The sequence below is a fragment of the Catenibacterium faecis genome, from assembly GCF_014306455.1.
Lineage (GTDB): Bacteria > Bacillota_I > Bacilli_A > Erysipelotrichales > Coprobacillaceae > Catenibacterium > Catenibacterium mitsuoka_A.
Genome location: NZ_JACRWG010000015.1, coordinates 19,031 through 40,624 on the forward strand (window position 1 = coordinate 19,031; position 21,594 = coordinate 40,624).

24 protein-coding genes, 1 rRNA gene and 1 riboswitch are annotated in these 21,594 nt (G+C 34.4%); of the genes, 10 read left to right on the forward strand and 15 right to left on the reverse strand.

Annotation, left to right across the window (positions count from 1 at the left end):
- Positions 1 to 20 precede the first annotated feature (20 nt).
- Positions 21 to 653, forward strand: coding sequence for a cyclodeaminase/cyclohydrolase family protein (locus H8909_RS05065; RefSeq protein ID WP_117459319.1), 633 nt, complete (start codon positions 21 to 23; stop codon positions 651 to 653).
- The gene (locus H8909_RS05070; protein WP_187012078.1) at positions 647 to 1,480 is read left to right on the forward strand and encodes a bifunctional 5,10-methylenetetrahydrofolate dehydrogenase/5,10-methenyltetrahydrofolate cyclohydrolase; all 834 of its coding nucleotides are present in this window, start codon (positions 647 to 649) and stop codon (positions 1,478 to 1,480) included. Before H8909_RS05065 ends, H8909_RS05070 begins: the two co-directional genes overlap by 7 nt.
- 68 nt (positions 1,481 to 1,548) lie before the next feature.
- Here H8909_RS05070 and rbr read toward each other — a convergent pair whose 3' ends face one another.
- From rbr to H8909_RS05085, 3 genes are all read right to left on the reverse strand, one after another.
- Positions 1,549 to 2,133: a rubrerythrin gene (gene rbr, locus H8909_RS05075; protein ID WP_006504321.1), complete on the reverse strand. Its 585-nt coding sequence runs from the start codon at positions 2,131 to 2,133 to the stop codon at positions 1,549 to 1,551.
- A complete protein-coding gene (locus H8909_RS05080) occupies positions 2,126 to 2,545 on the reverse strand; it encodes a Fur family transcriptional regulator (protein WP_187012079.1) in 420 nt (139 codons plus the stop codon). Before H8909_RS05080 ends, rbr begins: the two co-directional genes overlap by 8 nt.
- Before the next feature lie 76 nt (positions 2,546 to 2,621).
- Positions 2,622 to 3,227 (reverse strand): PTS sugar transporter subunit IIB, encoded by a 606-nt coding sequence (locus tag H8909_RS05085; RefSeq protein ID WP_187012080.1) that lies wholly within the window; start codon positions 3,225 to 3,227, stop codon positions 2,622 to 2,624.
- A gap of 115 nt (positions 3,228 to 3,342) precedes the next feature.
- Between H8909_RS05085 and H8909_RS05090 the strand changes: the two genes are divergently transcribed.
- Entirely contained in the window at positions 3,343 to 4,134 is a 792-nt protein-coding gene (locus H8909_RS05090) for a metallophosphoesterase (RefSeq protein WP_226793534.1), read from the forward strand.
- Positions 4,135 to 4,155: 21 nt separating this feature from the next.
- Here the strand turns inward: H8909_RS05090 and H8909_RS05095 are convergent, their stop codons facing one another.
- Together H8909_RS05095 and H8909_RS05100 are read right to left on the reverse strand one after the other, a co-directional pair.
- A complete protein-coding gene (locus tag H8909_RS05095; protein ID WP_187012081.1) occupies positions 4,156 to 4,911 on the reverse strand; it encodes a DeoR/GlpR family DNA-binding transcription regulator in 756 nt (251 codons plus the stop codon).
- Positions 4,912 to 4,938: 27 nt separating this feature from the next.
- Complete coding sequence (locus H8909_RS05100; protein ID WP_187012082.1) at positions 4,939 to 5,832, reverse strand: glycyl-radical enzyme activating protein; 894 nt, start codon at positions 5,830 to 5,832, stop codon at positions 4,939 to 4,941.
- A 184-nt stretch (positions 5,833 to 6,016) separates the two neighbouring features.
- Here H8909_RS05100 and H8909_RS05105 point away from each other — a divergent pair, with 184 nt between their 5' ends.
- The 3 genes from H8909_RS05105 to H8909_RS05115 all read left to right on the forward strand — a co-directional run bounded on the left by H8909_RS05105 (position 6,017) and on the right by H8909_RS05115 (position 10,286).
- Positions 6,017 to 8,431, forward strand: a complete 2,415-nt coding sequence (locus H8909_RS05105) for a glycyl radical protein (RefSeq protein ID WP_187012083.1) — start codon at positions 6,017 to 6,019, stop codon at positions 8,429 to 8,431.
- 13 nt (positions 8,432 to 8,444) lie between these two features.
- On the forward strand, positions 8,445 to 9,125 hold the full coding sequence (locus H8909_RS05110) for a fructose-6-phosphate aldolase (RefSeq protein ID WP_117459327.1): 681 nt from the start codon (positions 8,445 to 8,447) through the stop codon (positions 9,123 to 9,125).
- 66 nt (positions 9,126 to 9,191) lie between these two features.
- Entirely contained in the window at positions 9,192 to 10,286 is a 1,095-nt protein-coding gene (locus H8909_RS05115; RefSeq protein WP_187012084.1) for a glycerol dehydrogenase, read from the forward strand.
- 16 nt (positions 10,287 to 10,302) lie between these two features.
- Here the strand turns inward: H8909_RS05115 and H8909_RS05120 are convergent, their stop codons facing one another.
- From H8909_RS05120 to H8909_RS05145, 6 genes are all read right to left on the reverse strand, one after another.
- The gene (locus H8909_RS05120; RefSeq protein ID WP_022424163.1) at positions 10,303 to 10,449 is read right to left on the reverse strand and encodes a hypothetical protein; all 147 of its coding nucleotides are present in this window, start codon (positions 10,447 to 10,449) and stop codon (positions 10,303 to 10,305) included.
- 124 nt (positions 10,450 to 10,573) lie between these two features.
- The gene (locus tag H8909_RS05125) at positions 10,574 to 11,371 is read right to left on the reverse strand and encodes an MBL fold metallo-hydrolase (protein ID WP_187012085.1); all 798 of its coding nucleotides are present in this window, start codon (positions 11,369 to 11,371) and stop codon (positions 10,574 to 10,576) included.
- On the reverse strand, positions 11,368 to 11,940 hold the full coding sequence (locus H8909_RS05130) for a phosphatase PAP2 family protein (RefSeq protein WP_187012086.1): 573 nt from the start codon (positions 11,938 to 11,940) through the stop codon (positions 11,368 to 11,370). Before H8909_RS05130 ends, H8909_RS05125 begins: the two co-directional genes overlap by 4 nt.
- A complete protein-coding gene (locus H8909_RS05135; protein ID WP_187012087.1) occupies positions 11,937 to 12,512 on the reverse strand; it encodes a maltose acetyltransferase domain-containing protein in 576 nt (191 codons plus the stop codon). Before H8909_RS05135 ends, H8909_RS05130 begins: the two co-directional genes overlap by 4 nt.
- On the reverse strand, positions 12,509 to 13,108 hold the full coding sequence (locus tag H8909_RS05140; RefSeq protein WP_187012088.1) for a PTS sugar transporter subunit IIB: 600 nt from the start codon (positions 13,106 to 13,108) through the stop codon (positions 12,509 to 12,511). Before H8909_RS05140 ends, H8909_RS05135 begins: the two co-directional genes overlap by 4 nt.
- Positions 13,101 to 14,846: a M3 family oligoendopeptidase gene (locus H8909_RS05145; protein WP_187012089.1), complete on the reverse strand. Its 1,746-nt coding sequence runs from the start codon at positions 14,844 to 14,846 to the stop codon at positions 13,101 to 13,103. The genes H8909_RS05140 and H8909_RS05145 overlap by 8 nt, the downstream gene beginning before the upstream one ends.
- A 73-nt stretch (positions 14,847 to 14,919) precedes the next feature.
- Here H8909_RS05145 and H8909_RS05150 point away from each other — a divergent pair, with 73 nt between their 5' ends.
- The 4 genes from H8909_RS05150 to H8909_RS05165 all read left to right on the forward strand — a co-directional run bounded on the left by H8909_RS05150 (position 14,920) and on the right by H8909_RS05165 (position 18,605).
- Positions 14,920 to 16,671: a M24 family metallopeptidase gene (locus H8909_RS05150; protein WP_187012090.1), complete on the forward strand. Its 1,752-nt coding sequence runs from the start codon at positions 14,920 to 14,922 to the stop codon at positions 16,669 to 16,671.
- Between the two features lies 1 nt (position 16,672).
- Positions 16,673 to 17,593 carry an aldo/keto reductase gene (locus H8909_RS05155; RefSeq protein ID WP_187012091.1) on the forward strand — a complete coding sequence of 307 codons (921 nt, stop codon included), beginning with the start codon at positions 16,673 to 16,675 and terminating at the stop codon, positions 17,591 to 17,593.
- A gap of 12 nt (positions 17,594 to 17,605) precedes the next feature.
- Entirely contained in the window at positions 17,606 to 18,223 is a 618-nt protein-coding gene (locus H8909_RS05160) for a flavodoxin family protein (RefSeq protein WP_187012092.1), read from the forward strand.
- A 109-nt stretch (positions 18,224 to 18,332) separates the two neighbouring features.
- Complete coding sequence (locus H8909_RS05165; protein WP_187012093.1) at positions 18,333 to 18,605, forward strand: hypothetical protein; 273 nt, start codon at positions 18,333 to 18,335, stop codon at positions 18,603 to 18,605.
- A gap of 22 nt (positions 18,606 to 18,627) precedes the next feature.
- Here the strand turns inward: H8909_RS05165 and H8909_RS05170 are convergent, their stop codons facing one another.
- The 4 genes from H8909_RS05170 to rrf form a co-directional block, all read right to left on the reverse strand.
- On the reverse strand, positions 18,628 to 19,605 hold the full coding sequence (locus H8909_RS05170; protein WP_187012094.1) for a Gfo/Idh/MocA family protein: 978 nt from the start codon (positions 19,603 to 19,605) through the stop codon (positions 18,628 to 18,630).
- An 11-nt stretch (positions 19,606 to 19,616) separates the two neighbouring features.
- Complete coding sequence (locus tag H8909_RS05175; RefSeq protein ID WP_187012095.1) at positions 19,617 to 20,639, reverse strand: Gfo/Idh/MocA family oxidoreductase; 1,023 nt, start codon at positions 20,637 to 20,639, stop codon at positions 19,617 to 19,619.
- Between the two features lie 152 nt (positions 20,640 to 20,791).
- Positions 20,792 to 21,268: a QueT transporter family protein gene (locus tag H8909_RS05180; RefSeq protein ID WP_117460181.1), complete on the reverse strand. Its 477-nt coding sequence runs from the start codon at positions 21,266 to 21,268 to the stop codon at positions 20,792 to 20,794.
- Positions 21,269 to 21,329: 61 nt separating this feature from the next.
- Positions 21,330 to 21,376: riboswitch (PreQ1 riboswitch) on the reverse strand.
- A 100-nt stretch (positions 21,377 to 21,476) separates the two neighbouring features.
- Positions 21,477 to 21,585: ribosomal RNA gene (rrf, locus tag H8909_RS05185) — 5S ribosomal RNA — on the reverse strand.
- Between the last annotated feature and the right edge of the window lie 9 nt (positions 21,586 to 21,594).

Below are 21,594 nucleotides of genomic sequence, written 5' to 3' on the forward strand. Positions count from 1 at the left end.
TTCGTATGAGGGAGTTAAGAATGAAAGAAATGATTAAAGACTTCTTAGATGAGTTATCTTCATCTTCACCTACTCCTGGTGGTGGAGGTGCTTCAGGACTAGTGGGCGCTATTGGATGTGCTTTAGGACTCATGGTAGGTAACTTAACTGTAGGTAAGAAGAAATATAAAGATGTAGAAGATGAAATAAGAGAAATCATAGAGAAGTTAGAAGACTTAAAGAAGAAGCTTGTCACTTCTGTAGATGATGATGCAGAAAACTTTAAGCCTCTTGCAGAGGCTTATAGACTTCCTAAGAATACTGAGGAAGAAAAGAAACATAAAGAGTTTGTGATGGAGTCATGTTTATTGGATGCATCTCTTGTACCATTACAGATCATGGATTTAAGTTATCAGTCTTTGAAGTTATTTTCTACTTTAAATGAGAAAGGTTCAGTGATGGCAATCAGTGATGTAGGTGTTGGTGTACAATGTCTACGTAGTGCGTTGACTGGCTCTATTATGAATGTCTATATTAATACGAAGTCTATGAAGAATAGAGAAATGGCTGAGAAGATGAATAAACGTGCTGAGAAGCTATTAGTTGAAGGGCAACTGCTTGCAGATAAAATAACTAATAGTGTTATTAAAAAGTTAGGAGGAACATCATGTTAGAGTTAAGAGGAAAAAAAGTTTCTGATGGAATTAAAGAATATGTATCAAAAGAGTTAGAAACATTAACTTTTGTACCTAAGCTTGCGATTGTGAGAGTGGGTGAAAATCCCGATGATATGAGTTATGAACGTGGAGCAACTAAGAAATTAAAGTCATTTGGTTTAGATGTGGCTTCTTATGTTTTCCCACAGGATATTAGCGATGAAGATTTCAAGAAAGCTTTTAAAGATATTAATGAAGATGATGAAGTGACAGGAATCTTATTATTAAGACCACTTCCTCGTACTATTAATGAAAAAGATATTGAAAATATGATTGATCCTAAAAAGGATTTAGATGGTATTTCTCCTATTAATATTGCGAAGGTGTTTGCAGGAGATACAACTGGATTTTCTCCATGTACTGCAGAAGCCGTTATTGAAGTATTAAAGGCATATGATATTGAGTTAACAGGTAAAAGAGTGACAGTCGTAGGAAGAAGTATGGTTGTAGGTAAACCTGTGTCCATGCTGCTTCTTAAAGAGAATGCGACAGTAACTATGACTCATACAAGAACTGTTGATTTAAAGAAGACATGTTCTGATGCAGAAATTGTGATTACAGCTGCAGGACGTGCAAAGATGTTAAATAGTGATTATTGTGGACAGGATGCCGTGATGATTGATGTAGGAATCAATGTGGATGAGAATGGTAAGTTATGTGGTGATGTAGACTATGCGACTCTTGATGGCAAAGCCTCTGCCGCTACCCCTGTTCCTGGTGGTGTTGGTACCATCACAACTGCAGTACTTGCAAAACATTTAATCCAGGCAGCTAAAATGCGTTAAAGACCTCTTTCGAGGTCTTTTTTTCGTATAATAAAAGACAGCTTTCGCTGTCTTTGCACACAATTTTATTAATCAAAGAATTTGTATTCTTCAAAGTAAGCCTGTGGATGGTTACAAGCTGGACATACTGTAGGAGCTTCTAAAGATTCTACTACAAATCCACAGTTGTTACATTTCCATAGTACTTTATGATCTTTCTTGAATACTGTGCCGTCTTCAATCTGTTTAGCAAGTTTTAAATATCTTTCTTCATGCATCTTTTCAGCCATCGCAATTGCTCTTAAGATAGCTGCGATTTCAGGTAATCCTTCTTCTTCAGCTTTCTTAGCAAATTCTGGATACATATGTGTCCATTCTTCGTTTTCACCAGCAGCTGCAGCTTTTAAGTTTTCTACAGTTGTACCCATTAATACTGGGAATTCACCTGCAACAGGTAATGTTTCACCCTGAGCAGCAGTGTTCATAAGTTTCATCAAACGTTTCGCATGTTCTTTTTCCTGGTTAGCTGTTTCTTCAAAGATTTTAGACACTTCTACATAACCTTCTTTTTTCGCAATACTAGACCAGAAAGTATAACGATTTCTTGCTTGTGATTCACCTGCAAATGCAGCCATTAAATTCTTTAATGTTTCAGTACCTTTTAAATTAGACATCTTCTTTATCCTCCTTCATATTCTTACAATCATTACAGATTCCTTGAAATAACATATCAACATGTGTGAGGTGTACTTGATCTAGTTCTTCTATATCATGAACAAGTTCATCAAATGCACCATGTGGAATATGTATATCCACAATCTTTCCACATTTTGAACATACCATATGATGATGTGGTGTCACATTACCATCGTAATGCACAGTCACGCCATCTATATTTAATTTTCTGATATACCCGTTTTCGACCAAAACATTCAGATTACGATAAACAGTACCTAGTGATATATCCGGAATGATTCTTCTTACATGAGAATAAATAACTTCTGCTGTAGGATGCGTATGATCATTCACAAGCATATCATATATCGTATCTCGTTGCTTAGATCTTCTAAGTCTTGTCTCCGCCATATGTTTTCTTCTCCTAATCAGTAATGATTACTACTATTAGTATACTATTTACTACTAAGAATGCAAGCCAGATGCATTATTTTGACAAAATTGTATGTATAAGTGTATAGAAGTCATTAGTTGCATAAACAAGAGGATCAATTACATACACAGGAACAGAGACAATGGACTCTATATCCCCTTTTAAATGCATGACTGAAGGGGATAAATAAAGTGCATCATAGTCTCCTTCTACTTCTTCTAATGAAGAAAGGCTTACTGATTCTACTTCTAGATTAGATTTTTCTATTGTCAGACTTTCTTTCATTAAACCAATTAAATAACTAGAAGAAAAACCATCCTGGTCTACAATTCCTACTTTCACATGTTTAGGATCTGCATCCCTTAAAAAGACAACCATAAAATCTCTATAATAAGATAAGAACTGGGATAAGCTCTTTAAAGTATAATGGAGATAGAAATAAATTTCTTTTCCTTCTTCATTTGTGATTTGTTCCTCTATTATGCCATTATGCCAGACAGTTAAAAAAGCAACACGATTCTTTAAATAAAAACGTACAGTATGATAGTTTTTAGTATCTTCAATAATGTCACATCTGACATTTTTCACATTCTTTCTTGTATAGTAATAAGACCATTTAAAAACAATCATTAAATAGGTCTTTTGATAAAATTCATCCATATCCCTCACCTATAATAATCATATCATAATTCAACTATTTTTTTTGATGATTATGTTCTGTTTTGCATTCCTTTTTGTGTATGATAAAATGTATTTGAGAGGCAGGTGAGTATTAGTGAAGAGAATTTTTGTCATGTCTGATTTACATGGGCAATTTGTGTTATTGCAGCTGATGCTCAATAAGATTCAATTCACTGATGAAGATGAGTTATATATCCTAGGTGATATTATGGATCGTGGTCCTAATTCAATTGATATATATTATTTTGTGAAAGCAATGCCTAATGTTCATATGATCAAGGGTAATCATGAAATCATGATGAGACAATCTTTAGCAGCTAGCTTAAAATATAATGATTTAGATTCTGATTTGAATAATGCATATCGTTTATGGAAACAGAATGGTGCCACAGGTACTGTAAATAGTATAAGAGAGTTCTTACAGAAGGATTCTATTCCTTATGAGGAATATTTTGATATAAAGAAAGAGTTTGTACAGGAAATTATTGATTTCATTGATAGTCTACCTAACTATATAGAACTTGATTATCAGGGTAAGCATTATGTAATGGTGCATGCAGGAGTGGATCCTGAGGTAACCAATATAGAAGATAGTGATCCTGAATTACTTGCCTGGATTAGAGAATATTTCTATATGAATCCATGTAATCCTGAATATACTTATATATTTGGTCATACGCCTTTATGTTATGTGAATGATGATCATTCTTTTAATATCTGGTATGATCCTGATTATCATAATAAGATTGGTATTGATGGAGGACTCGCTGTGGCAGATAGAGGACAATTAAATTGTTTATGCTTAACAGACGGGACATCTTATAAGATACCTTATAAGGATGGTCAGCCAGGAGAATTACAACGCATTATAAAAGATTTAAAGTAAAACGGAAGGGCCCCCTTCCGTTTATTTGTTTTCTATAGTGAGTAATGTTTTATTTTCTGATAACAAATGTGTTTTAATATCTTCGGGAATATGATCATCAGTAATGATTGTATCAATACGTTCTTTTAACTGAAGAGGTACTACACCATGTGAATTGAACTTTTCACTTTCAGTTAAGACAATAATATGTTCTGCCTGTTCAGCCATATCTCTGACAGCCTGTGCACGTAAATGATCACTATTTGTGAAACCTACACGAGGATTATAACCATCGGCACCAATAAACAACTGATCAACACAGAAGTTTTGAGCACATTGTGCCACGATAGGTCCTACCATAACCTGTGAATCTTTCTGGTAAGCACCACCTAAAAGAATCACATTGGTATTCTTTTTATCGCGAATATATCCTGCAATAAAAGCACTGTTAGTCACAATAGTGACATCTAGTTTCTCTGATGCAATTGTATCTGCAAGAATCGCACAGCAGCTCCCACTTTCAATCATAATGGTATCTCCATCATGAATAAGTTCTGCAGCCTTTTGTGCAATTCTTTTCTTTATTTCATAATGATAAGCTAAACGTCCATTGATATCATCCTTGTTCGCAAGGATGGCATAGCCATGTCCTCTTTTAATAATCCCTTTTTCTTCAAGTGCATCTAAGTCTTTACGGATAGTGACATTGGATACCCCAAGTATTTGAGATAATTCATTGACTTCTATTTTCTTTTCTTTTGTAAGTAGTTCTAATATTTTATTATAGCGGTCTTTCATAGATACCTCCGCACTCATTATATTAATCTAGAAGAAACAATTCAACCCACACTTAATAAACTCATTTTGATAATCTACTAAATCTTCAGGATGTAATGCTTCTACTTCATGAAGCTTATAGTCTTTACCAAGTAGTTTATATTTATTTTCACCAAACTGATGGAATGGAAGAAGCTGTACATCTTTCGCGCCTGCTTCTTTAATACATGTTGCGAGTTCTTTCGCATCTTCTAATGTTTCATTAAAGCCAGGAATAACAGGTATTCTAGGTAATACATTCAGTCCCTGTTCAATAGCCCATTTGAAGTTCTTTTGAATGACTTCATTTGTGACATGTGTTCCCTTCTTATGTTTCATTGGATCAGCCTGTTTCACATCAAATAATAAGAGATCAAATAAAGGAGCTGCTTTCTTAAACTTCTCATGATCTACAATACCTGTTGTTTCAATCGCAAGATGAATTCCTTTTTCTTTTAATGCATGGACAAGAGCCATCATGAAATCATATTGCACCATGGCTTCTCCACCAGATAAAGTCACACCACCATTAGATTCTTCATAGAAATCAATGTCCTGCATACAAATATCAACAACTTCTTCTACAGTCTTGATTTCACCTTCCTGTGTTAAGGCTTTCCCAGGACAGGCTTTGACACATTCCATACAATGATCACATGTTTTATGATCAATACGAATCAAGCCATCTTCCATCTTTATAGCCCCTTTAGGACAGGTATGTACACATGTTTCACAATGAAGACACTTTTCATTATTGTATAAAACCTGAGGATTCACTGCCTGACTCTCAGGATTAGCACACCATTCACATCTTAATGGGCATCCTTTAAAAAAGACTGTTGTACGAATACCAGGTCCATCATGAATACTAAATTTCTGTATATTAAATATAATTCCTTCCATATCATATCCCTCTTTTCGCTTCTATCCTATCATTTCTACTTATGTTTCGCAACACAAAAGTTTCATATGAAAGTTTATGATATTATTTTCATAATTTGTAGTTGACTGATAACGTTTTTATGCGTATGATGTGCTTGTAATGAAAGACATAAAACTTACGTATGAAACTTTAGGAGGAACAAAAATGGAAAATACTCAGCATTTTGGTCAGTTAACTGAAAGAATGAAAGCTTTCAGAGAAGAAGTATTAGATGAAAAGCCTTATGTAGATGGAGAACGTGCTGTTCTTGCGACTGAGGCTTATAAGGAAAATTTAAATCAGCCACGTGTGATGGTTCGTGCAAGAATGTTGAAGAAGATTCTTGAAAACATGTCTATCTATATTGAAGATAAAACACTTATTGTAGGTAACCAGTCTACAAAGAATTGTAATGCACCAGTATTCCCTGAATATACAATGAAGTTCATCATGGATGAATTAGATCTTTTTGAAAAGAGAGATGGTGATGTATTCTATATCACTGAAGAAACAAAACAACAATTAAGAGATATTGCTCCTTTCTGGGAAAATAATAACCTACGTGCAAGAGGTGAAGCTTTACTACCTGAAGAAGTGAGTGTATTTATGGAAACAGGTGTATTTGGCATGGAAGGTAAGTTGAATGCAGGGGATGCACATCTTGCAGTCAACTATGAACGTATTCTTGCACAAGGATTAAAGGGTTATGAAGCTTACACAAGAGAAATGAAAGAAAAGCTTGATTTGGCTCAGCCAGATAGTGTTGATAAGTATATGTTCTATAATTCAGTTTTAACTGTTATTGAAGCAGTGCATACATTCACACTTCGTTATAGTTCTCTTGCAAAGGAAATGGCAGGAAAAGAAACAAATCCTGCAAGAAAAGAAGAATTATTAGAAATAAGCAGAATCTGTGCAAAGGTGCCTTATGAACCTGCTCATTCATTCCGTGAAGCAATACAGTCTGTATGGTTTATTCAGTTGATTCTTCAGATTGAATCAAATGGTCATTCATTAAGCTATGGACGTTTTGACCAGTATATGTATCCTTACTATATTAAAGATATCAACGAAAAGAAGATCACTGAAGAAGAAGCATTAGAACTTCTTACTTGTTTATGGATCAAGACACTCACAGTCAATAAGGTACGTTCACAGGCTCATACATTAAGTTCAGCTGGTTCTCCAATGTATCAGAATGTCACTATTGGTGGTCAGACTACTGATAAGAAGGATGCAGTAAATGAATTAAGTTTTGCGGTATTAAAATCAGTGGCTCAGACAAGACTCACTCAGCCTAACTTAACTGTACGTTATCATGCAAACTTGAATAAACATTTCTTTGATGAATGTATTGAAGTAATGAAACTAGGATTTGGTATGCCAGCATTAAATAATGATGAAATCATTATTCCTTCATTTATTAACTGGGGTGTTAAGGAAGAAGATGCTTATAATTATAGTGCTATCGGATGTGTAGAAACAGCTGTTCCTGGTAAATGGGGATATCGTTGTACAGGTATGTCTTATGTCAACTTCCCAAGAGTATTATTATGCACAATGAATAATGGTGTTGACTTAACTACAAACAAACGTTTCACTAAGGGCCATGGTTACTTTACTGAAATGGAAACTTATGAAGATTTACTTGCAGCATGGGACAAAACAGTAAGAGAAATGACACGTTATAGTGTTATTGTAGAAAACTTTATTGATAAGGCATCTGAAAGAGATGTCCCAGATATTCTATGTTCTGCATTGACTGATGACTGTATTGGTAGAGGTAAGACTATCAAAGAAGGTGGTGCAGTGTATGACTTCATTTCAGGTCTTCAGGTCGGTATTGCGAATATGGCAAACAGCTTAGCTGCTATCAAGAAGCTTGTTTATGATGAAAAGAAGATCACAAGAGAACAGTTATGGAATGCGATCTTAGATGATTTCCAGTCACCTGAAAATAAGAAGATTCAGGAAATGTTGAATGATGAAGCACCTAAGTATGGTAATGATGATGATTATGCAGATAACTTAATTGTAGAAGCATATGATTCTTATATTGATGAAATCAAAAAGTATCCAAATACTCGTTATAACAGAGGGCCTATTGGTGGTATCCGTTATGCAGGTACTTCTTCAATTAGTGCCAATGTTGGTCAGGGTATGGGTACAATGGCTACTCCTGATGGAAGAAATGCACATGAACCACTCGCTGAAGGATGTTCTCCAGCACATAACACAGATAAGAATGGCCCTACTGCAGTATTCAAGAGTATATCTAAGCTTCGTACTGAAAAGATCACAGGAGGCGTACTTCTTAACCAGAAGATGACACCTCAGATGCTTTCTACAGAGGAAAACAAACAGAAACTAGAATTATTGATTCGTACATTCTTTAATCGTCTCCATGGTTACCATGTACAGTACAACATTGTTTCTAAGGAAACTTTAATAGATGCACAAAAGCATCCAGAAAATCATAAGGACTTAATTGTACGTGTTGCAGGATATAGTGCATTCTTCAATGTATTATCTAAAGCAACTCAGGATGATATTATCGGTAGAACTGAACAGAGTTTATAGGAGGAGAAAAACAATGGAATTTATTATTGATACAGTAGATTTAGAAGAAATTAGAGATGCGGTAGATCACTTACCAATCGTAGGTGTCACAAGTAACCCAAGTATTGTAAAGAAGACTAGCCCAAAGGATTTCTTTGGACATATGAGAGAAATCAGAAAAATCATTGGTGATGAACGTTCTTTACATATTCAGGTTATTGCGACAGAAGCAGATGAAATTGTGAAAGAAGCACATAAGATCTTTGAAGAAGTAGATGACAAGGTATATGTAAAGGTTCCTACTACTTATGAAGGTGTTAAGGCAATGAAGATTTTAAAGGCTGAAGGTAAAAATGTAACTGCCACAGCTGTTTATGATTTGATGCAGGCTTATATGGCACTCGCAGCAGGTGCTGATTATATTGCACCTTATACAAATAGAATTGGAAACTTAGGAAATGATCCTTTTGAATTAATGGCTCATTTATCTAATAGAATTGTAGAAGATGGTTATGACTGTAAGATTCTTGCTGCAAGCTTCAAGGGTGTACAGCAGGTAAGAGATGCATTTAATGCAGGTAGTCAGGCTGTCACTGCACCAGTAAGCGTATTAAAGGCTATCTTTGAAAATCCAAGTATTTCTAAAGCTGTGACTGATTTCAATAATGATTGGTATTCAGTATACGGAGAAGACAAAGGTCTTTGTGATATGTAAACAATGAGGAGAAAATTCTCCTCATTGTTTTTTTATGTTCTATAATAGAAATAGGAGCGTGATGTTATGAGTAAGATGATTGGTGCACCAACAAGATATAGACAGGGAAAAGATGAATTAAAATGTCTTGGTGATGATTTAAAAGATTATAAAAGAATAGTTGTAATTACAAGTGAAAACTTGAAAGAGATGTTTATACCTCAGATAGAGGAAAGCTTACATGAACAGGAAATGACTGTTGTACTATTTCAAAATGAATGTAGCATGAGCGAGATTGAAAGAATACAACATATTGTAGAAGAAACGAATGGTGAAGTGATTGTCGGTGTCGGTGGAGGAAAGGTATTAGATACGACTAAAGCATGTGGTTATTATGCGAAAAAGCCTATTGTCGTTATACCTACTGCCGCAAGTACGGATGCCCCATGTTCTTCTTTATCAGTGATTTACCATGATGATCATACGTTTGATCATTATTTATATTTACCTAAAAGTCCAGATCAAGTGATTGTGGATACACAGGTCATTGCGAATGCCCCAGTAAGATTACTGAGAACGGGTATTGGTGATGCATTTAGTACTTATTTTGAAGCAAAGGCTTGTTATGTGAGTCATAGTGAGAATTGTCTTCATAGTCAGGTAACAAGAAGTGCTTTCGCAATATCTAAGGCTTGTTTTGATATTGTCTATTCTTATGGATTGCAGGCTGTAGAAGATTGTAAGCAACATAAAGTCACAGAAGCACTAGAGAATGTGATAGAAGCTAATATTTATTTAAGTGGTATAGGTTTTGAATCAGGTGGAGAAGCTGTAGGTCATGGCTTGCATAATGCGTTCACTCTTATTCCTGAAACAAATAGTAAGATGCATGGTGAAAAAGTCGCTTTTTGTACACTTGTACAATTGGTATTAGAGAATACTCCTAAGGATACATTAAAGAGCTATTATGAATTCTTAGAAGCATTAGATTTACCTACTACACTTTCTGATTTAGGGATGAAAGAAGTAGATGAAGAAGCATTAATGCATGTATGCTTAGAAGCAGTTAAAGAAGGATCTACGACATTAAATATGCCTTTTGAAGTGACTTCAAAGAATTTATTAGAAGCTATTATCAAAGCAGATCAATATGGACAGAAATGGAAAACCTCTGGAAAATAATCCAGAGGCTTTTCTATTAGAAATACAATTTTGCGATAATCGCAATAAGAACGATAATGATAACTACAAGACTATATGCCACTGTCATCGCGCCATAGCCTTGCCAATCTTTTTGAAGTTCTTTTGTCTTTTCTTCTGAAATGACGCGTTTCTTTTTACTCATAATCATCATCCTTTCTTTCAAGTTTTATATCTATTTATATTATATACTACTTGTTAATTAACATATATATATATCGCACTTTTTTAAAAAAATTATTAATATAAAAAGCTATCAAATGATAGCTCTAAAATTTCATTACTTCTAAATCATCAGGAACATATATATTTCCTGTATAATAGTGTACACCTTCTGCCTTGTAGAGTTCTTTACGATTGTCTACATGATCATCTTCTGTATGATAGAGTACAAGATTCTTAATATGAAGTTTTTGCGCAAGTTCACAGGCATCTTTCACTGTTGAATGATGTTTTTCATAAGGATGTCTGAAGTCTCTTTCTTCATATAAACAGAATGCTTCATGCAAGAGTACATCCGCATTCTCTGCATAGACTTTCTCTTCTTCACAATAAGGTTCATCACCACAGCATGTGAGTTTCTTACCATCATATTCCACCATGAAACCAAACTGTTTGGCTTTAGTTGAATGAATATCAAAGAAAGTGACTGGATGTCCCATAATTTCTTTAGTTTCTTGATCCTTCACTTCTACTAAGTGAAGTCTTTTTCCAATTAATGCACTCTGTTTTGGTACAAGAAGTGTATCAGCCATATCCTTTAAAATATGAATGACTTCATCATGACCATAGATATAAGCATCACCTTCATATTTACCTGCATTCATGAACTGTGTAATCATACGCATCATCCAGACCATTCCTAGTAGATGGTCAATATGCTTATGAGTCAAGAAGATATGTTTCATATCCTTCCAATCATATCCTGCTTTTTTTAGCTGAGTTAGGATCTGGTTTCCTCCTCCTGCATCAACCATAAAGTATTGATGGTTGTCTTCTAAGACGAAACATGTGTTATAAATCTTAGTGACTAAGGCATTCCCCGTACCTAGCATTGTTAGTTTCATGTTCTTCCTCCCAATAGTTTACTCTTATAACATATCAAATATGAAATAAGACCAGATACTCCGCCTACCATAATACCACCCAGAACATCTGTTGGGTAGTGCACCATGAAATAATTACGACTTAGACCCATTAATGCGACAAAGATAAAAACTAACCAGCTGTATTTCTTATTGCATGTTAAGAATATACACATCATAACAGCCATAGTGGCTGTAGTATGTCCTGAAGGAAATGAGAATTCTTTATAATGTAAGCCTCCTACATACTTCCACCAGTTATAGTATTCGTCTACACCGGATAAATAAGGACGATGACGTCCTATCGCATTCTTTAAAAAGAGACTTGTAAAGATAGCGCCTATCGCAAGACTAATGAGGATACATATACCGAGTTTTCTTGTCTTTTTAAAATAAATGAGTACCAAGGATAAAGCGATAAAGAAGATGCCGTTATCACCAAAATAAGAGATAAAGCGAAAGAATGGTGTAAGTGCACCATTTGTACTTTCAGCAAGATGATGAAGGAAATGAAGGAGTGTATAGTCATATAATTGTCCTAATTCTCTCATTTTCTCATCAAGTCCTTATCATCAATTGCGTTCATTACACGACATGGATTGCCTCCTGCAATCACAAATGGTGGGATGTCATCCTTTACAACTGATCCTGGTTCAATAATAGATTCTCTATTGATCTTTACACCTGGATAAATCACTGTATTGGATCCAATGCATACTCCTTCATAAATACGTACTGGAAGTGTACTTTCTAATCCTTTTGCACGATCCTGGCTACTCGTTGGTGTAACTGATGTGAGTATTGTGACATTATATCCAATAGTCACATTATCACTAATAGACACTATTCCACTATCATCAATAAAGAGATTATCTTTAGAATAGAAGTTCTTCCCTAAAGAAATATTATAGCCATATGTACAATGAAAAGGTTGTTCAATAAAAGCTTCATTCCATTCATTTAATAGTTTATCTAGTATAAGATTGATATCATCTCTTTTAAGCGGTGAAAGATTGTTTAACTCATGACAGAGACTCTTACAATAAAGACGATCATTATAGAGTTCTTTTGAAAATGGCTGATAGAGTTCGCCTGAAATCATATCGCTTTTTGTATCATTCATTCTTTATTTCTCCTATAGTAATATTGAATCTGTTTGTATAATGCGCCACAATCATATGTTGCAAAGACCTGAGGATCAATCACACCTACATATTTATGTGTCAATGTTTCTATCTCTTCTTTCTTATAACCCATTTGTGGTGCTAATAATACAACATCATAATAGAGACACTTCTTTTCTACAGTATGAACTGCTGCCCCTTCTATGATCAATGGGAGGTTGTTTTTTAAAATATAGTTCTGCATCTTTTCCTTAAAAAATCCTGATGTCATTCCCCCACTACAGCATAAAACCACCTTCATTGGTTCTACTTTTTCTTCTATGAGTTTATTGATCATACATTGATAAAGTTCTAAGGCAATAGGAAATGTAGTCAATGGAAAATGAAGATAGAAGATCTGCTTATCATCGCTGATAATCTCTTCTTCTATCATACCTATATCATGAAAGTGAATAGATGCAGTGCGTGATTGATAAGTAATGTGATATTCATTGTCATTAAATTGTGTTTGAAAACGAGAATCATCTTTTAACTGGAAATAGAGATAACGTTTATAAACTTCTAGGTTTTCTTTTTGATAGAACGTATCAATCATGTTTGTATTCCTCTAGAAGTGTTTTAAATGTATTAATATCTTCTTTGATGATATCAATAGAACTCTGCCAGAATGACTCATCTGTGAGATCTATATCAAGTGTTTTCGCAATATCTTCTAAATCCATCTTACCTGTAACTGAAAGGAATGTTTCATAATCCTCTGGGAAGTGTTCAGGTTTTTTTTGATAAAGTGCATAAAGTCCTTTCGCAAGTAATGAACCAAAGGCGTATGGGTAGTTATAGAATGAATAGTCTGAATCATAATAATGAGGTTTCCATGTCCACATATATGGATGGAGATAATTATGATCTAATCCATCACCATACGCTTCTATCTGTGCTTGAAGCATGATTTTCTTTGTTTCTTTAGCACTCACTGGACCTTGTTTTCTTGCTTCAAAGAAGCGGCTTTCAAATAAGAAACGGGAATAAATATCACAGATCACCTGAGTTGCATTACTTAATGTATTCTCTAATATCACAATCTTTTGAGTAGGTGTAGCTGATTTTAATGCACCTTTTCCCACTATTGTTTCACAGAAGTTAGAGGCTGTTTCTCCAATCGGCATTGGATAATGGGTATTCAATATTGTTTGATCACCTAAACATCTTCCATGGAAACCATGACCAAATTCATGGGCTACAGTAATCACATCAGAGAAATGATTTCCATAGTTGAATAAGAAACGACTTTGTTTCAAACTTCTAATATTTTCACAGAATGCACCGCTGACTTTATTTTCTCTTGGATAGACATCAGCCCAATGATTCTTAATTGCATGAGTCGCAAAATCACCTAAATGTTTTGAGAATGTATAGAACTGATCAATGACAAACTGAGACCCTTTCTCAAATGAATATTCTTCATCATCTTCAACAACAGGCGCATAAAGTTCAAACCAAGGCAAGCCGTTCTGATAGCCTAGATAGTCTGCCTTGATTTTAAGGTATTCTCTTATTTCTGGCATATTCTTTTTCATAACAGAAAGTAATGTATTAAGAGTCTCCATCTTTAATCGTGATTTGATACATGATTCTTCTAATGGTGATTCATAACCTCTCAGTTTACTTGTATAGAGCACTTCTCCCTTGATTCCACTTAAACATGTCGCAATCGTTTCTTCATATGGTTTATAGGCATCTAGTTCTGCGAAATAAGCTTTCATTCTTGTCTGCTTATCTGGACTATGAGCCATGTTCAGTACTTTAGTCAAAGGATAATCATATCCATCTATATTCACTTTAATAGAAGATACAACCATATCCTTATGCTTCATCCAAGCATAAGAACCTGTATTTTTCATATGAGCTATAATAGATTCTTCTTTTTCATCTAATACATACTTCTGTTTATTTTTAATTTCATGAAGAATATAAGCATGTTCCTTAATAAAAGGATCCTGACAACTATCTAAATCAAACTCCGCAATATAGGCATTATTCTTAATATCTTCTCCTATCATTGAGGCAGTTATATTATTTAATTGATCAAGATAACGTGTTGCCTCCGCATCATCTGTATGAGCCGATAAAGAAAGCTGTATAAAAAAATGCAGCCTTTCTATTCTCTTTTCAATTTCTATTTTTGTCTCTATTATTTTATGTAATGATGCTTCTGTTTTCTCACTTCTATAAGTAGGATAGTTCTTATTCAAATCTTTAAGCGTGTTTAAATCTTCTTGAAAATTTTTGTCTTGAAATGACGTATATAGGGCATCAAGATTCCATTCGTTCATGTTTAATCATCTCCTAATTGTATTATACCTTATCTCTCTCATTTGTGTTAAACTTATCTTGGGTGATAAAAAAATGATAAAAGAATTACAGAAAAGATTAAAAGAACAAAATATCAAGTTCTATTATGTGCCTACTGATGATGATCATCAGAGTGAAATTGTAGGCGAACATGACCAGTTTAGAAAGTATCTAAGCGGCTTTACTGGTTCTGCAGGTGTCCTAGTTGTAGGACAGGAAGAAGCATGGTTATGGACTGATGGACGTTATTTCATTCAGGCAGAAAAAGAACTCTATCCTGGTATTAAACTCATGAAGATGGGTAATGCAGATGTTCCTAGTGTGAAGAATTTCCTCATTGATCATCTTGATGATGGTGATGTACTTGGCTTCAATGGTAAAGTAACAACTGCTTCATTTATCATTGATTTAGATGAAGATAGAGAAACTGATTTTGAATTAAAAGACATTGATATGACTGATGTATGGACAAATCGTCCAGAACGTTCTCATGAACCTGCTTATATCTATGATGTGAAGTATCATGGACAAAGCACAGCACAGAAACTTGAATGGATTCGTGGTTATATGGAAGAAAATGAATGTAATGCGCACATCATTACATCATTAGATGATATTGCATGGACATTCAATATCAGAGGTAAGGATATTCCTCATTCTCCAATGGCTATGGCATTTAGTATTATTACTTTAGATAACGCTTATTTATATCTTCAGGATGGTACTTATGATGAAGCGATGATTGAAGCTTATAAGAATGATGGTGTTGAAATCCGTTCTTATGATGATATCTATCTAGATACAAAGAGATTAAGTGGTCAGGTACTTGTAGATTTAAGTGCTATTAACTATGCCATTTATTCATTTATAGACTGTGAAATCATGGAAGGATCTAACCCATCTCAATACTTCAAGAGTATTAAGTCAGATGTAGAAATTGAAAATACAAAGCATGCCCATTTAAAAGATGGTGTAGCAATGACTAAGTTCATGTATTGGTTAAAGACTTCTATGCCTGATGATGCGACTGAATGTTCTATTACTAATAAGTTATTAGGCTTTAGAGAAGCACAGGAATTATTTACTGATATTTCATTTAATACAATTACTGCTTATAAAGAAAATGCGGCATTAATGCATTATCATCCATCTCATGAACATGATGTTCATGTTAAAAAAGAAGGTATGCTTCTTATTGACTCAGGTGGACAGTATTTAGATGGTACAACTGATATTACACGTACATTCATCTTAGGTAAAATCAGTGAGACTGAAAGAAAATACTTCACATATGTATTAAAGGCTATGTTGAAGATGCAGGAAGCTGTTTTCTTATATGGTGCAAATGGTATCTGGATTGATGGTCTTGTAAGACATGAGTTATGGAAGCAGCATATTGATTTCCAGTGTGGTACAGGTCATGGTGTTGGTCATTTCTTAAATGTCCATGAAGGACCAAATGATATTAGACCACGTTTACGTGATCCACGTAAGCCTTCTGCAATTCAGGAAGCAGGTATGATTACAACGGATGAACCTGGTGTTTATATTGAAGGTCAGTTTGGTATCCGTTTAGAAAACGAATTATTATGTGTTGAAGATATCAAGAATGAGTATGGTCAGTGGATGAAGTTTGAACCTCTTACTTTATGTCCTATTGACTTGGATGGTCTTGATGTTTCTTTATTAACAGCTGATGAAAGAGAAGCATTAAATAAGTATCATGAATTCGTAAGAGAGTCATTAAAGCCATATTTAACTGATGAAGAAAATGAATGGTTAAAGACTTATACAAGAGGTATTTAATATGAAGTACTATGATCTACCAAAAACTGATTTAAAAGTATCTGAAATCGCCTTGGGCTGCATGCGTATTGCAGATAAGAGTATTGAGGAAGTAGAGGAACTTGTGAAGACTGCATTAGATTGTGGTATTAACTTTTTTGATCATGCTGATATTTATGGTGGAGGAAAGTCAGAAGAGTTATTTGGACAAGTTCTTGAAAAACATCCTGAATATCGTGAAAAGATGATTATTCAAACAAAGTGTGCCATTGTACCTGGGAAACGTTATGACTTTTCTAAAGAGTATATTATGAATGCAGTCAATGGGTCATTAGAAAGACTCCATACTGATCATGTAGAAATTCTTTTATTACACAGACCTGATGCATTATGTGACCCTCAAGAAGTGGCAGAAGCATTTGATGAACTTTATGAAAGTGGTAAGGTCAAATACTTTGGAGTATCTAATCATACACCAGGACAGATTGCCTTATTACAGAAGTATACAAAGTATCCTATTATTATTAATCAGTTACAGCTTTCTATTGTGCATTCTGTGATGATTGATAGTGGTATGAACATGAATATGAAGGAAGAATTTGCGATTGATAAAGATGGCGGTGTGCTTGATTATTGTCGTTTAAATGATATTACAATTCAGGCTTGGAGTATTGTGCAGGCATCCTGGGCTGAAGGGACTTTCTTAAATCATCCTGATTATAAGAAATTAAATAACGTCCTTGATGATCTAGCAAAGAAATACAATGTTACTCCTGCCACAATTGCGACTGCATGGATTTTAAGACATCCTGCCCATATTCAAGCAATTACTGGTACAACTTCTCCTAAACATTTAATTGAAACAGCAGAAGCTGCGAATATCGAATTAACACGTCAGGAATGGTATGATCTTTATCTAGCAAGTGGTAAACCTTTACCATAAGGAGGTTAATCTATGAAAGTACTTATGATTAATGGAAGTTCCCGTAATAATGGCTGTACACGTGCAGCGTTAGATATTATGGCTGAAACATTCAAAGAAGAAGGTATTGAAACAGAAATCATCTTTATTGGCAATCAGCCTATTGCGGATTGTATGAACTGTAAAAAGTGTGTGACTGAACATCAATGTGTATTTGATGATGTAGTCAATGAAATCACTACAAAAGCAAAAGAATGTGATGGCTTTATCTTTGCCTCACCTGTCTATTATGCTCATCCAAGTGCAAGATTACTTGCAGTATTAGACAGAGCCTTCTATTCAAATAAGAGCGTCTTTGTCTATAAACCTGGAGCTTGTATCTTTAGTGCAAGACGTGCTGGGCAGGTGGCAAGCATGGATGTTGTCAACAAACATTTCAGCATTTCTCATATGCCTATTGTATCTGCCAATTATTGGAATGAAGTCTTTGGAAGTGAACCTGAAGATGTATATAAAGATGCAGAAGGTGTTGCGACTATGCAGAATATCGCAAAAAATATGAGCTGGCTTCTTAAGTCTATTGAAGCAGGCAAAAAAGCTGGTCTTGAAAGACCAGAGCTCTCTACTGGACATACGAACTTTCATCATTAAGAGAAGAATTTTTCTTCTCTTTTTTATATATTTGTAAGCGCTTGTTATATTGACGATTGTTTATATGAGGACTAGAATACAGTTGTATATGGGGAAAGAAGGCATTTCAATGGGTAACTCTATCATGATGCGATTAATCAAATGTTTATCTGTAATTATGTTAGTGATTGGCTGTGTACAGCCAACCTCTGTACAGGCTTATTCACCTGTTCTTACAGAAACAGTTCAAAATACAAATAATACAAATAAGAATGCTTCAGTCACAGTTCAAGGGAAAGAACAGCCTAAGCAGAATACTTTAGAGCTATTTGTGATTACTGTCTTAGTCACAATTCTTATTCTATTTCTCATTGGATTAGTTCATAAGGATTTAAAGATATAAAAAAAGAGATGTTGAACATCTCTTAGTCAGCAGGGAATATAACCCCTGCTTTTTTTCTTGCTTCAGTGAGTACTTCCATAACATCTAATGTATCCTGTAAAAGTGCAGCCATCTTTTCTTTATCATTTGTTTCAATGATTTTCTTTAATTCCACAAATTCATAATACATACGGTTATGTGGTCCGTTTTCGTTATAAGTCACTTCTTCCTGCTTATTAAAAGCCATTTGGAATTCAGTAATCTGACTTGATGGACTTCTCATGACAATACAACCTTCATCTCCCTGAATAGTAGAAGATAGCGGTGCCTGGCAATCCTTTGCAGCAACACAAACTGCTTTCATATAACCATAATCCATCACAAGTACACCTGATGTATCAATTCCTCTTTCAATATTAGGATAATAATCTACATTTTCAGGTTTACCAAAAAGTTCCATAATAAGATTAATGTTATAAACACCTAAATCCATTAAAGAACCACCTGAATGATTTGGATCAAAAGCAGGCGCAATATCTCCCTTCTTAAAACGATCATATCTTGATGAATACTGTGAGAAGTTAAAGTTAATCACACGAATATTGCCTAATTCCTTTACCTTTTCTTTTAATAGATATGTGTTAGGGAAGAAACGATTTGGAATAGCTTCTAAAAGGAACAAATCCTCTTTCTCAGCGATTTCCTTGAGTTCTAAGGCCTCTTTAAGATTAGTCGTGAATGGTTTTTCACATATTACGTTTTTACCTGCGAGAAGCGCTTTTTTAGACATAATGAAATGTAAATCATTTGGTACAGCTACATAAATAGTATCAATATCTTTATTTTCCAACATTTCTTCATAACTTAAATAATAACGCTCAATAGGATACTGAACACAAAGGTTCTTTAAGTTCTCTTCATTACGTGCTGAGATACCTAATAGTTCAATACCGTTTAATTCATTAAACATCTTTAAAAAGTCTTTAACGATCATTCCTGATCCTACAATACCTAATTTCATGATAGTTCCTCCTATTTTAATCCTTTAATAGCATCTTCTAATATCTTCATCTGTAATAATGTCTGCTCCTTAGTAACAAGCTGTGGCTTATGATTGATGATTGTTTCATACAATGCATCATAGTAGTAACCATAATCACCTTTTACTGTTTCTACCTTTTCTTCATGATAATGCCCTTCTTCATCATAGATAAGAGTGCCATAATCAGCTGGGGTATCTAAGCCAAAGTCCTCATGTTCATAAGGCATATAGAAATGTTTCAAATCCGCTTCCTGACGGTCTTTTTTTGTTTTAGTAAACATTCCCTTCTTACCATATAAAACAAAGCTAGGACGCTCTTTTATACGGAAATATGATGATTTTACTGAGACCTTTAGAGTTCCATAATAAAGATCTAAATCAAAGTAATCATTCATACGTCCTGTACCTAATAATTGGCGTACATCATAATGTGCATGATCTGGTTTACCAAAATAAGAGATCACCTGATCTAAGGTATGACAAGCATGACCATAGAGATAAGAATCAATTACTGAGAATTCATGAATGCTTTCTGGTACTTCTGGACGATAGTAATCAAAATGCATTTCTAATTCTAATAGATCACCAAGTTTCCCAGATTCAATGACCTTCTGAACAGTTAAGAAGTCACTGTCAAATCTTCTATTTTGATAACATTGAAGCATGAGTCCTTTAGACTCAGCTAAATCAAATAGTTTTTTTGCCTGTGTATAACTAGATGCAAATGGCTTTTCTACTACGCAATGTTTTCCTGCTTCTAATACTTTCTTTGCATATTCATAATGAAGACTTGATTTTAAAGTCACTACTACAACCTGAATATCCTTGTCGTTGAGTAATTCATCTAGATTATCTGTGTAATGAATACCTTCTATTTTCTTCCAAGTATCAAAGTGAATAGAACGATTATAAATTGTTTTTACTTTTATTTTATCTTTTCTTGTAAGTATAAATGGCATATGGTAACGATTAGTGCTTTTACCATTTCCAATAAATCCAATTGTAAGTGTCATATAAGTTCCTCTCTTCTTTACTACTATTCTTTATTATTTAAAGATCAATTACAAGTATTCACATTAGAATCGTAAAAAAAGTACGCAATAGGTGTGAATAACTTTTTTAAGAGAGAACTAATAGTTCACAAAAAAAGAACCCGAAGGTTCTTTTATGCTTTAATAATCTTTAATACTGGTTCATTCTTTTCTAATAATCCAAATAAGAATGCACCGATTTCTAATACAACAACTTCACCTACAAATACATAAACTGCATTTAATAGGAATGGTGTATGGAATGCAAGTGTTAATTCAATACCAACAATGATACCGTTGATTAATCCACCTAAGATACCACCAACATAACGATTAGATACTTTGTTCATAGCAACTACTGCAAGTAAAGTCGCAAATGTACCAAATACCATATCATATGCACCAAGAGATGATGGAACGTTCGCAATGAAACATCCTAATACTAATCCTGGGATATATTTCTTATTGTAGAATGCAAGGAAGATCATTACTTCTGAAATTCTCATCTGCACCTGACCATAAGAAATTGGCGCTAAGCCAATAGTAAGTGCTGCATAGACTGCAGCGATGACTGCGTTTAATGCAATCGTTTTAACGTCTAGTTTTTTCATATTCGATTTTCTCCTTCTTCTAAAGAACAGTTAGAAGCCAAACATCATGAATTATATCCATATGTTCTTAGTTTTTTATACTGGGTTTGGCTCTCGAACCAGTTCTCAACTACTATATCATTTATAGGTATAAGAGACAAGAAAAAGAGTAAAAAAAAACGAGTCAAGCGGTACTTGACTCATCGGCTCATCGCATTTTTAAATTGCGACCTGGCAGCTTGCTATTGTCGCGTCTTCACACTATCGTCGCCGTTATGATGCTTAACTTCCGTGTTCGGGATGGGAACGGGTGTGTCCATCATGCTATCGCCGCCAGATCCTCGAGG